Below are 10,765 nucleotides of genomic sequence, written 5' to 3' on the forward strand. Positions count from 1 at the left end.
AATTCCGTTTCGACACAACCGCGGAGCTTGCGGCGTGAGGGACCGCGAAGCGGGTTCTGCCGGGGCGGAGGCGCAGCCGGAGCCAGGACAGGCAGACGCAATATGCATTCTGGCGAATGCCGCGTCGGGAGGCCTTCCGAACAGCGCCGAGCTTGACCATATCTCAAGCGTGGCCATCGCCTTCGCCAGAGCCCGGTACATCGGCCGCTCCAGCGGCGGCTCAGCCACGCGCTCGGCCGCCTACAACGCCCGGACGCTGATCCCGGACGCCCGCACCGGCGAGAGCTTCACGTTCGCGCACCGGCGCGCGCCCGAGCACCACGCCGTGCTGCTGCCCGCGGGCGCGGATCCGGTACTCCGTGAAGCCGCCGCGCTGTGGAACCTCGCCGAGGCGGCGGAGCGGCGCCGGGACGCGCAGGTGGCGCGCGAGATCGTGCTGGCGCTGCCGGCCGACGTTGACCTCAGCCCGCAGGACCGGATCGCGCTGGCGCGCAGCTTCGCGTTGGCGCACTTCGTGTCGCGGGGCCTGGCGGTGCAGCTCGACGTGCACGCCCCGCACGCGGCGGAGGCCGAGGGCGAGCGGGCGAACCACCACGCGCACCTGCTGATCACCACCCGGCGGGTCGAGGGCGCCGGGCTGTCGCCCAAGAAGGCGCGCGACCTCGACCCCGACGTGCGGCAGGGCTCGGGCGGCCCGCTCGTGGCCGAGGCTGAGGCCTGGGGCGCGACCTGGCGCGACCACCAGAACGCGTACTTCGCCGCCCACGGCCTGGACATCCGGGTGGACCCGACGGCCTCGGTGGCGGGCGAGCACGTCGGCCCGGTACGGATGCGCGCGCCGGAGGCCGCGGCGAACGTCCGGGCCGAGGAGATCCGGCGAGCGAACGTGGCTGCGGCGCGCGATCCCGCTCAGGTTCTGGAGACCCTGACGCGCAATGCCGCAACCTTCACGGCGCGCGAGCTCGACCGCTTCCTCGCCAAGCACCTACCGGACGAGACGGAGCGGCGGGCGATCCGGGATCGGGTGCTCGGGTTGGGAGACGTGCTGGCACTGCACGATCCGGACACAGGCGAGCCGGTCGAGCGCTACACCACCCGCAGCGTGCGCGACCAGGAGCGGGCGGCGATGGCGGACGCGGCCGTGGTCGCGGCCGGGCGGCACCAGGCTCTCGGTGCGTGCGCCTCGTCGGCCGCACCGAACGCCGAAGCGCTTCGGCCCGACCAACGCGCGGCCTTCGCCCACGCCGCCGGCGCGGGCGGCCTCCAGCTGGTGATCGGTCGCGCCGGGACGGGCAAGTCGTACACGCTCGGGGTCATCCGGGACGCGCACGCGGCGGCCGGCTACCGAGTGATCGGCCTCGCCCCGACCAACACGGTCGCGCAGGATCTTCTGCAGGATGGGTTCGCCCAGGCTGGAACCGTGCATGCCGAGCTGTTCGCGCTGAAGAACGGACGTGCGGCCTGGGATCGACGCACCCTAGTGGTGGTCGACGAGGCGGCGATGCTGGACACGCGGGTGCTCGGCACCCTGTTGGCCGAGGCCCGGCTCGCCGGGGCAAAGCTGGTGCTCGCCGGCGACGACCGACAACTCGCCGCGATCGAGCGCGGCGGCATCTTCTCGGAGCTCGTGCGGGCGCACGGGGCGGCCACGATCATCCGGGTGACGCGCCAGCGGGTCGACTGGCAGCGCGAGGCTGCCCAGGACCTGGCCGAGGGCCGGTTCGAGCCGGCTCTACGGGCGTTCGCGCGCCACGACGCGGTGGTGTGGACGCGGAGCCAGGACGAGGCCATGGCGGCGCTGGTGGCGCGCTGGACGCGGGACAGCGCCGCCGCGCCGAACGCCTCGCGCTTCGTGTTCGCGTACACCAACGCCGAGGTCGACGCCCTCAACGCGGAACTGCGCGCGGCGCGGCGCGAGCGCGGCGAGCTCGGGCCCGACCACGTGTTCGCGACGAAGCACGGGAGCTGCGCGTTCGCGCTCGGCGACCGGGTGCAGATCACCAAGACCTGGAAGGCGGCGGGCCTGTACAACGGCCATGCCGGGGTGATCGTCGAGATCGAGGCGGACCGGATCAGCCTGCGGCTCGATGTGCCGGCGGGACGAGCGACGCGGGTGGTGACGTGGTCGGCGGCCGAGTTCGACGGCTACAGGCTCGGTTATGCGGGAACCATCTACAAGGGCCAGGGCCGCTCGATCGACCACACCTATCTACTCCATTCACGTTTTTGGCGCTCGGCCTCGGCGTACGTGGCGCTGACGCGGCAGCGGATGACCGCCACAGTGTTCGCCGCCACGGAGACGGCGGCGGACCTGCGCCAGCTGGCGCGGCAGATCGGCCGTGCGGAGGTGAAGGCGGCGTCGCTAGCCTATGCCACGCCGGACGAGCTCACGCCCGAGCAGCGCCGGTCCCTGTCGGCGCGCCCGACCATCACCACGCCGGCGCGCGCGGAGGCAGACTCCCGTGGAGATGGCGTGCGGTCGCGTGTGGCGGGACCCCGCTCCGAACCGACTGTGCTGATCCCGCCGTCCATCAGCGAGGGCCGCGACAGCCTCGGGCGCGGCCTCGACGCGGCGAGCTTGGCGGCGGCCGTGGCGGGTGATGCCGCGGTGATCCGGGCCGCGACCGAGCGCGCCGCCTATCTCCGGTCGGCCTACCGCGATCCGGAGGCGGCGACGCGGCGGCTCGAAGCGCTGCTGGCGCGGGACGGCGCCACCAGCGCGGCGCGCCGGGTCGCGGCGGAGCCGGAGGCGATCGGCGCGCTGCGGGGCCGCACCGGCCTGTTCGCCGGCGCCAGATCCCGGGGCGAGCGGCAGACGGCACGGGCCGCCGCGGCGGCGCTCGGTTCGAGCTTGACGCGGATGGCCGAGGCGGAAGCGCGCGCGCTGCAGGTCTACCGCACCCTGGTCGAGGCGCAGATCCAGGCCGACGCGACTGCGATCCCGGCGCTCTCGCGCGAGGCCATCACGGCGCTCAAGACCGTGATGGCGCAGGCTACGGGCGAGGCGGGCGGGACCACCTCATCGGGCGCGGCAGTCCCGGAGGCGATCGAGCGGGAGATCCGAACGTTCCGGACGGCGGTCGAGGCCCGCCTCGGCGCGGCCGGAGCGCGCGCCTTACTGCGCGGGGACGCCGCCGATCCGGTCTCCGTGCCGGAGACGCACCGGCCCGCGCTCGCCGCGGTCGGTCGGCTCTACAGGGCCGCCTACCGGATGGATGTGGCACGCGCACGGGCGGTAACGGCGCAGCGGGTTTCGGTTCGCCGCGCCCGGGACACCAAGATCACGCTCTGAGCGCGGCCGGCGGAGGCGCGAGCTCAATCCACAGCCGGCACAGGCTGGTCGCGGCGCGCCTCACGGCGTTTGGATGAGCTGGTTGATCCTGTAGAGCGACAGGCCCGAGACCCCGGCCGTCTCGAACAGCGGAGGATCGTCCTCGTCCTCCTCATACCGATTGAACTCCGCCCAGCGGTGACTGAACGTGCTGGCCGCGAAGATGTCGTCCGGGTCGTGATCCGCGGAATAGTACGGCTTGTAGCTCCACTTGTGGTCGTAGACATCGTTGATGACGATCGACAGGGAGTGATAGACCTTGTCGAGGGTGACCACCGCCCGCCGCGCCCTGAATGCCTCGCGCCGTTCGCCAAGCGCTTTCAAGCCTGCCAAGCCTGCCAAGCCTGTCCTCTCCTGTTCGAGGGGGTCCAGGGCGTCACTGCAGAAATTCCAGCACCTGTCTGCGGCGATGATCATCGTTTTGAGAGCATCGAGTGATGTTCTAGCGCTGTAGATCGGCCAGAACATGAGATTGGCCCGGTTGTATTTTGGCCAATATCGTTCGTACTCAGGATCCTCATATAGGTAGTTGCTCAGTTTGGAATAGCGCTGGACGATGTCCGGTGCGGAGGTGGCGGATGTCGTCGCCAGATGGGCGAGCAACAGGACCGCGGCGTCCTCGGCGGTCACGGGCGGGGCGCCGCTGCCGCGCTTTCCGCGGCTGAGCAAGCCGGCCTCGCGCAGGAACCGGGCCTGCAGCTCCAGGTTCTTGCGCTCCCCGCCCCTGAACGAGGCGATCAGGTCGATCAGCGCCGGCAAGCGGGCCATGTCGGGTTCCCTGTGAGTTCGGATAATTTCGCAAATGACTTGTTAGGACCTGTTCTGCAATAAACGCAGAACCAGCCGGGCGCCAGCCCAAAACGGCCCAAACTGTTTGTCTTCCAAGGATTTCTGATCCGGGAAGAGCGGCAGAGCCGTGCCCGGAGGGGCACCGCCCGAGGTGAGGTCCGGGTGCAGGAGCGCGGTCGATGAGCCAGTCCAGACACCCCCAGCACACCCGTCGCGTGTCCGGTTCGACGGTGCCGAGTGTGAGCGCGGCACCCGAGCCGGACGATCCGGTGGTGGTCCTCCGGCGGGCGATCATCGGTGCTCGCTTGCGCCGTCCTGCCGCGACGGTCGCGCTGCTGGCCGAACTCGCCTTCCCCAACCACGACGATCACAGGAGGTAGCCATGACGAATGTCACAGCCGCACGGCGGCCCCTGCCGGTCGCGCCGACCGCCGAGCCGGTCACCCCGCCCCGCGCGATCGAGGCGGAGCAGTCCCTCCTGGGCGCGATCCTCCGCAACGCCGAAGCCCTGGACCGCGCGCGCGACCACGTGTGTGCCGAGGACTTCTTCGACGATGTCCACCGCCAGGTCTTCACCGTGATGTGCCAGCGCCGGGATGCCGGCGAGCACATCGACTGGAGGCTGCTGACCGCCGTCCTCAGCGATGCCGACCTCGGCGGCGTCCCCGTCAGCCGCTACCTCGGCAACCTCGCGGCGGACGCAATCACCGTCGTCGGCGCGCCAGGTTATGCCCGGATCATCGCCGAGGCCGCGCGGATGCGCACGGTGCTGGCGACCGCGCAGGCCGCGGTGGTGCGGATGAGCGAGGGCTCGGTGCACGATCCGGCGCCCTACGCCGCCTTCATGATCGACGCCCTGGACGGCGTGGTCAGCGCCGGCCTCGCCGAGCACGCTCGCCGGGTCACCCTGAAGGATGGCACGGCCGGCGTCCTGGCGCGGATCGAGCGCGCCCGCCAGGGTCTGGAACCGCAAGGGGTACCCTACGGCCTGCCGCGACTCGACCGCGACACGCTCGGGATGCGCCCGGGCCAGTTCATCGTGCTCGCCGGGCGGCCCGGCATGGGCAAGACCACAGTCGCGCTCCACGTCGCCCTGAATGCGGCGCGGCGCTCGGGTCCGGTCGGCTTCTTCTCCCTGGAGATGGGCGCCGACGAGCTGTCCGAGCGCATGCTCGCCGCGACCGCCTACGACCCGCGCGAACGGGAGCCGATCACCTATCGTGCCATCGCCGAGGCGCGGCATCTGTCCCCCTACGCCCTGGACCGGCTGCGGGAGGCCGAGCGGGTCTGCGCTGACGTCCCGCTCTGGATCGAGCAGGAGGCCGGCCTGACGCTCGGCCAGATCGCCGCGCGCGCCCGGCAGATGCGGGTTCGGGCCGAAAGCCAAGGCACGCCGCTTTCCGCACTCGTCGTCGACCACATCGGTCTGATCAAGCCGTCGCAGCGCTACCTTGGCAACCGCGTGCAGGAGATGACCGAGATCTCCGCCGGGCTGAAGGGTCTGGCGAAGGAGCTCGGCATCCCGGTGCTCGGCCTGTCGCAGCTCAACCGCGAGGCGGAGAAGCGACCGGACAAGCGCCCGCAGCTCGCCGACCTGCGCGAGAGCGGCTCGATCGAGCAGGACGCCGACGTGGTGCTCGGGCTGTTCCGGGAGGCGTACTACCTGGAGCACAAGGCGGATCGGACCGACGCCGAGGAGGCTCGCCTGTTCGTCGCCCAGGATGAGCTTGAGATCGAGATCCTGAAGCAGCGCTCCGGACCTACGGGACGGATCGTCTGCTTCTGCGATGTCGCCTGCAACGTACTTGCGGAGAAGAGCCGATGAAGGGCGAGTTCTACAAGATGGATTTCCGGGCCTGGAACATCGGCACGGTCGATCTCGGCCTGGAACAGGAAGCGGCGTACCTGCGCCTGTGCCACGCCATGTACGACGTGGGCGGGCCCGTGCCGAACTCACCCCGCTTCCTGATGGGGATCTTCCGCTGCGGCAACGTGAAGGCGGTCGCGCTCGTGCGGCAGCTGACCGACGCCGGCAAGATCCAGGTCACCGACGACGGCAAGCTGACCAACCGGCGCGTGTCCGCGGAGCTGGCGGATCGTGCGCAACTGTCGGCCAAGCGCAGCATCGCGGGCGAGAAGGGCGGCACCGCGCGGCGTCGAGACGCCGACCGCGGGGCGGGTGAGAGCGGTGTGGGACTCGACTACACTGCCGGTGAGAGTCGCGTGGGGCTCGACTGCACCGCGGGTGCGCATCGAGTGAACACCTCTAACCCCTTGCCGTCGAACGATCCGGTTCGAGCAGGAGCTTCACCGTCGGTGAGCAGAGGAGAGGAGAGAAGAGGAGAGAAGAGGAGACTCCCCCCTGACCCCCGGAGGGGGGGAGCCGGACGGCTTCGCCGAGTTTAGAGCGGCTTACCCGAAGCGAAGCACGGCGTTTCCCGTGACCGCGGCGAGCCAGCGTTGGCGGGAGGCGGTCAGGCGGGGCGCCGCGCCCGAGGACATCATCGCCGGCGCTCGGGCCTACGCGGCCGAGCAGGCGCGGATCGGCAAGGTGGGCACGCAGTTCGTGAAGACGGCGGACGCCTGGCTGAACCAGGGCTGCTGGCGCGACTACCGGCCCGAGGTGCAGGCGGCGTCGGCGCTGCGGGCCGTGGTCACCGATGGCGAATGGCGCCAGCGTGTCCAGAGCTGGAAGGCGCGGCGGGGCTACTGGCCCTGGAGCAGCCCTCCACCGGACCAGCCGGACACCCTGGTGCCGGACCAAGTCCTGCGGGATTGCGGCGTCGGCGCGGACGAGGGTCCGACCGACCTGACGCTGACGGACGCCGCCTGATCGTAACGGATATCTTAGGCTGACCGCCGCGGAGCACGCCTTGCTGCGCGGGACCCACGCTGCAACACGCGCGGAGCTGATGCGGAGGTTTCGATGGGCTAGGCTGGGGCACTCCATGCATGGGCAGCCGGCGCGACGTCCGAGCCAGTGCAGCCCGCGGTCGAGAGGCCCGGCCGCTCAAACGGAAAAGGCCCGCCGAAGCGGGCCTCTAGTCCAAGCAGATCGATCGGTCAGGCGTACTGGATCAGGGCCCAGACCACCGCCTTGCCACCGTAGGGCGGCATCCGGTTGTGCTTCGCGATCGGCGCCGTGGTGGTGGGGTAGCCGTCCACCTTCCAGACCCCGCTCTCCGGGCAGGCGTCGCCCGTGTGCACCCGTGTCCCGATGGGCGCCTTCTTCACTGCTGCACCGTACATTTTTCACCTCTCGATCTTCGAACCAGCCCCCTCTGGGCGGCCGATTTTGTATAGGTAAAACATACGATCGGTGTCGTCAACCGTGGCGTCCGAAATCGTATAGGCATATCGAACGATTGCGCGCGTTAAGGTGTAGCGGTACGCTCTCGTTCGCACCCGTGAACAAACCGGGTACACGGAACACGCCGCAGGACAGGTCCGCGGCGTGAGGGACGGGGTAAGGATGAGCATCGGGGCTCGCATCAAGGAGCTGAGGGTCAAGCACAACCAGTCGCTCCAGGGACTGGCGGACGCGCTTGGGGCATCGAAGGCTCACATCTGGGAGATCGAGCGCGGTGGCAGCAAAAATCCTTCTATGGATCTGCTGAAGAAGCTTGCAGAACATTTCTCCGTGACGGTCGCCTATCTGGTCGGAGAGACGCCGCCGGCAGAGGACGAAGGCGCAATGGTTCTATATCGCGACTTGAAGGAACTCAGCGAGGCCGACCGGGATACCGTCCTGTCTCTGATGAAGCACTTCAAGGCGAAGAGGGGATAGGGTCGATGCCGGCCTGCCGGATGGATCTCGCCGACGTCGGCTCCCCTGAGGCCCTCGTCAAACTCATCCTACAGGCCGAGCCGGACCTGCCGATCCCGGTGCCGATCGAGGATCTGTGCCGCCAGCTCGACATCATGGCGATCCAGGATCTCGACACGGACGGTTTCGAGGGCGGCCTGATCACCGACGCCGACCGGTCCGAAGGGATCATCCTGGTGAAGAAGGGCGTCGAGGAGCGCCGCCGCTTCACCATCGGGCACGAGCTCGGGCATTTCCTGATGCCGCTCCACATCCCAGATCAGGCGGGCAAGTTCCTCTGCTCCCGCGCGGACATGCTTCGGCTCAAGCCCAAGGAAGGTGACCGGCGACAGCGGATGGAGGTGGAGGCCAACCGCTTCTCCTCGCTCATCCTGATGCCGCCCACCATGCTCCGGCGCAGCATGTCCGGCTTCCGCGAGCCGGATCTTCAGCACATCCCCGCGCTGGCGCGGGACTACAAGGTCAGCAAGGAGGCGATGGCTCGCGCCTATGTACAGCAGCACGGCGAGAACATCGCCATAGTCGTCGTTAAGGACGGCGTATTGCTGCGGAACTATAAGAGCTTCAGCTTCCCTTTTATCACGTGCTCGCCCGGCCGGGCCGTTCCCGCCAGATCGCTTCTGCACCGTGGTCCGCACGATCGCGGCGTCGCCAGCGACTTCGCGGAGTGCGTCGCCGACCTGTGGGTCGACGTGAGGCGCGGCGAGAGGGCGCCCAAGATCTACGAACAGGTCTACGTGCAGCGGGACGGCTGCGCCCTCGTGCTCCTGCACGCGGAGACCGTGGACGAGGAAGAGGAGGACGAGGAGCGCCAGCTTGAGGACAGCTGGCGCGTCGGGTTCAAGGCGAAGCGGCGGTAGCCGGCCTCGCGCGTGCGAGGGCAGGAAATTCGCATGCCTGGGCCTCACAGCCAGGAGCTGAAAGTCGCTTCGGGGCACACTGTAAGAGGCTGCTCGGATTACACTTGGTCCGCCATCTCCGACAGCTGTCTTATGCGAATAGGTCGAGCTGCCCCGTAGCGATGCGTGTGCGCGCTCTGGGAGCCCGGCGCAGAACTCGCGGTGCTGGAAGAGCCGGCAGAGCACAACCAGGTTTGCCGTAGAGCACCGCACCGATGATCTGGCCAACATCACCGCGGTGAAAGACGTTTGCCGTATGTGGTCCAGCCCGGAGGATCTCCTGCACTAGCACCTCGTCCACGTGCATGTTGGAGACCACTGCCAGCAGGCAGGAGAGGCCGGCCGCCTGAACTTCGAACGACTCAAACTCTGCCGCCCGCTGCCGCCAGACCTGGCGCACGGCGCCAGCGCTGGTCTGCGGGAATGGGTTCGGCGCCGGCTGGGTCGCCGCGTCAACGATGAAGGCTGCGATCACGCTCCGGTCGGCGATGTGGGCCGCTGCGAGCAGGGCAGAGGCGAGATCAGGTCGACTGATCGGCATGTCAGCTTAGCACCGGAACGGATCTGGAGAGGGCATCCTGGAAAAGGCAGCATCAAAGGTCGGCATATGGCCTTTCTACCGGAGCCGTCTTGAGCTAGGCAGGCCGCTGACGCCACACCAGCCACGCCACGCTTGGCTCAGCCTTTGTCGATAACGCTGTTGGCGCGGGCACGCGGGAAGTAGCTGTAGAAGGTGTCCCGATTGACCCCGAGTCGCCGGGCGATGTCGGCGACGCTGATCGTGCCGGCCGCCAGCATCGCCCGGCCTGCTTCCAGGTCGGCCTCCTTCAGCTTCCTCGGTCGGCCGCCCTTGCGGCCCCTAGCAAGTGCTGCCTTTAGCCCCTCCATCGTGCGCTCGCGGTTGAGATCGATGAAGTATTCGGCCATCGCTCCGTGCATCTGCAGGGCGAAGCGCCCGTGAGCAGTGGCGCTGTCGAACTGCTCGGTAATACTTCGGAAGTGCACGTCCCTCACACGCAGCCCGTCAATAGTTCGCATCATCTCAACGAGGGACCGGCCGAGCCGATCTAGCTTCCACACCACTAGCACGTCCTCGGGGCGCAGGTAGGCCAGCGCCGTCTCGAACTCCGGACGCTTGGTCCCGGCCTTACCGGACTTCTTCTCTTCGAAGACGCGCTCGCACCCCGCCTTGGTCAGCGCGTCGCGCTGCAGGTCGAGGTTCTGGTCGAGGGTCGAGACGCGGGCGTATCCGATGAGCATGTCGGGATCGTGCCAAAATGCCGTATATCCGGCAATAGAAAAGCCGACACGTTTTTCCGACAAAACCAGTGCTGTTCCAGGCGGCTCGCGACCAACTCCCTCGCTTTGTCGGGAAAACGATCGTTTTCCCTACACGACCGATCGTGCTACTTGCTGTTGCGTTCCATCCCGGCCAGACCTTGGCCGAGCGCCGCGCCCTCGACCGGATCGGCTGCGGCAAGTCCCCGGGCTGCTCGGCAAAGACGCTGAAGGCCCTGCTCGATGCCAGTCTGATCGTCGACCACGGCGGAGAAGTCCGGCGCGACGCGTTCGGGCTCTACAAAGTACCGTCCTATGGCATGCCGCTCCCGGTCCACTACCAGTGGCGCAGCGCCGTCGCCTTCACCGACGAGGAGATGGAAGCGTTCGAGGCCGAGATGAGCGCTAGCCATGACCGCCTCGCGCGAGCGCGCCCGCGAGTGGGAAATTTTGGCATCAAGCCGGTGCAGCAAGCCCGATGACGTCCAGCGAGTACCGCACCATCCCTCTACAGGATGCGCAGACCTCGGGCCGCGACCTCTGTTGGCACACCGCGACGCTTAGGTCGCCTCGTTCGCGCTTGCCGCTTCACGTGAGCCTTGATCTCGCTTCTCGTTCGCCGAGGTTCGCGGTGCTGACTTG

12 protein-coding genes are annotated in these 10,765 nt (G+C 68.6%); 8 read left to right on the forward strand and 4 right to left on the reverse strand.

Features of this window, described 5'->3' with window-relative positions; all coding sequences use genetic code 11:
• Window positions 1-169 precede the first annotated feature (169 nt).
• Entirely contained in the window at window positions 170-3,292 is a 3,123-nt protein-coding gene (locus MKK75_RS13025) for an AAA family ATPase (RefSeq protein WP_244042980.1), read from the forward strand.
• 60 nt (window positions 3,293-3,352) lie between these two features.
• Here MKK75_RS13025 and MKK75_RS13030 read toward each other — a convergent pair whose 3' ends face one another.
• Window positions 3,353-4,099 (reverse strand): hypothetical protein, encoded by a 747-nt coding sequence (locus MKK75_RS13030; protein ID WP_244042981.1) that lies wholly within the window; start codon window positions 4,097-4,099, stop codon window positions 3,353-3,355.
• Between the two features lie 200 nt (window positions 4,100-4,299).
• On the opposite strand from MKK75_RS13030, the gene MKK75_RS13035 reads away from it, so the two are divergent.
• Genes MKK75_RS13035 through MKK75_RS13050 form a run of 4 tightly spaced genes read left to right on the forward strand, consistent with a single transcriptional unit; the run spans window position 4,300 to window position 6,953 of the window.
• Window positions 4,300-4,500 (forward strand): hypothetical protein, encoded by a 201-nt coding sequence (locus tag MKK75_RS13035; protein WP_244042982.1) that lies wholly within the window; start codon window positions 4,300-4,302, stop codon window positions 4,498-4,500.
• Window positions 4,501-4,502: 2 nt separating this feature from the next.
• Entirely contained in the window at window positions 4,503-5,945 is a 1,443-nt protein-coding gene (locus MKK75_RS13040; protein WP_244042983.1) for a replicative DNA helicase, read from the forward strand.
• Window positions 5,942-6,526 (forward strand): DUF1376 domain-containing protein, encoded by a 585-nt coding sequence (locus MKK75_RS13045; protein ID WP_244042984.1) that lies wholly within the window; start codon window positions 5,942-5,944, stop codon window positions 6,524-6,526. The genes MKK75_RS13040 and MKK75_RS13045 overlap by 4 nt, the downstream gene beginning before the upstream one ends.
• 34 nt (window positions 6,527-6,560) lie before the next feature.
• On the forward strand, window positions 6,561-6,953 hold the full coding sequence (locus MKK75_RS13050; protein ID WP_244042985.1) for a hypothetical protein: 393 nt from the start codon (window positions 6,561-6,563) through the stop codon (window positions 6,951-6,953).
• 230 nt (window positions 6,954-7,183) lie between these two features.
• Here MKK75_RS13050 and MKK75_RS13055 read toward each other — a convergent pair whose 3' ends face one another.
• Entirely contained in the window at window positions 7,184-7,369 is a 186-nt protein-coding gene (locus MKK75_RS13055) for a hypothetical protein (RefSeq protein WP_244042986.1), read from the reverse strand.
• A gap of 223 nt (window positions 7,370-7,592) precedes the next feature.
• On the opposite strand from MKK75_RS13055, the gene MKK75_RS13060 reads away from it, so the two are divergent.
• Together MKK75_RS13060 and MKK75_RS13065 are read left to right on the forward strand one after the other, a co-directional pair.
• The gene (locus tag MKK75_RS13060) at window positions 7,593-7,907 is read left to right on the forward strand and encodes a helix-turn-helix domain-containing protein (RefSeq protein WP_244042987.1); all 315 of its coding nucleotides are present in this window, start codon (window positions 7,593-7,595) and stop codon (window positions 7,905-7,907) included.
• A 5-nt stretch (window positions 7,908-7,912) separates the two neighbouring features.
• Window positions 7,913-8,806 (forward strand): ImmA/IrrE family metallo-endopeptidase, encoded by an 894-nt coding sequence (locus MKK75_RS13065; protein WP_244042988.1) that lies wholly within the window; start codon window positions 7,913-7,915, stop codon window positions 8,804-8,806.
• A gap of 130 nt (window positions 8,807-8,936) precedes the next feature.
• On the opposite strand, the gene MKK75_RS13070 is transcribed toward MKK75_RS13065, so the two are convergent.
• A complete protein-coding gene (locus MKK75_RS13070) occupies window positions 8,937-9,386 on the reverse strand; it encodes a hypothetical protein (RefSeq protein WP_244042989.1) in 450 nt (149 codons plus the stop codon).
• 137 nt (window positions 9,387-9,523) lie between these two features.
• On the reverse strand, window positions 9,524-10,105 hold the full coding sequence (locus MKK75_RS13075; RefSeq protein ID WP_244042990.1) for a recombinase family protein: 582 nt from the start codon (window positions 10,103-10,105) through the stop codon (window positions 9,524-9,526).
• A gap of 68 nt (window positions 10,106-10,173) precedes the next feature.
• Here MKK75_RS13075 and MKK75_RS13080 point away from each other — a divergent pair, with 68 nt between their 5' ends.
• Window positions 10,174-10,605 (forward strand): hypothetical protein, encoded by a 432-nt coding sequence (locus MKK75_RS13080; protein WP_244042991.1) that lies wholly within the window; start codon window positions 10,174-10,176, stop codon window positions 10,603-10,605.
• The last annotated feature ends 160 nt before the right edge of the window (window positions 10,606-10,765 follow it).

This window comes from Methylobacterium sp. J-030, assembly GCF_022829545.1.
Taxonomy (GTDB): domain Bacteria; phylum Pseudomonadota; class Alphaproteobacteria; order Rhizobiales; family Beijerinckiaceae; genus Methylobacterium.

Bases quoted from the DNA above. Each gene is read 5' to 3' on its own strand.
- MKK75_RS13030 (WP_244042981.1), bottom strand. From the start codon at position 4,099: ATGGCCCGCTTGCCGGCGCTGATCGACCTGATCGCCTCGTTCAGGGGC.
- MKK75_RS13035 (WP_244042982.1), top strand. From the start codon at position 4,300: ATGAGCCAGTCCAGACACCCCCAGCACACCCGTCGCGTGTCCGGTTCG.
- MKK75_RS13040 (WP_244042983.1), top strand. From the start codon at position 4,503: ATGACGAATGTCACAGCCGCACGGCGGCCCCTGCCGGTCGCGCCGACC.
- MKK75_RS13045 (WP_244042984.1), top strand. From the start codon at position 5,942: ATGAAGGGCGAGTTCTACAAGATGGATTTCCGGGCCTGGAACATCGGC.
- MKK75_RS13055 (WP_244042986.1), bottom strand. From the start codon at position 7,369: ATGTACGGTGCAGCAGTGAAGAAGGCGCCCATCGGGACACGGGTGCAC.
- MKK75_RS13060 (WP_244042987.1), top strand. From the start codon at position 7,593: ATGAGCATCGGGGCTCGCATCAAGGAGCTGAGGGTCAAGCACAACCAG.
- MKK75_RS13065 (WP_244042988.1), top strand. From the start codon at position 7,913: ATGCCGGCCTGCCGGATGGATCTCGCCGACGTCGGCTCCCCTGAGGCC.
- MKK75_RS13070 (WP_244042989.1), bottom strand. From the start codon at position 9,386: ATGCCGATCAGTCGACCTGATCTCGCCTCTGCCCTGCTCGCAGCGGCC.
- MKK75_RS13075 (WP_244042990.1), bottom strand. From the start codon at position 10,105: ATGCTCATCGGATACGCCCGCGTCTCGACCCTCGACCAGAACCTCGAC.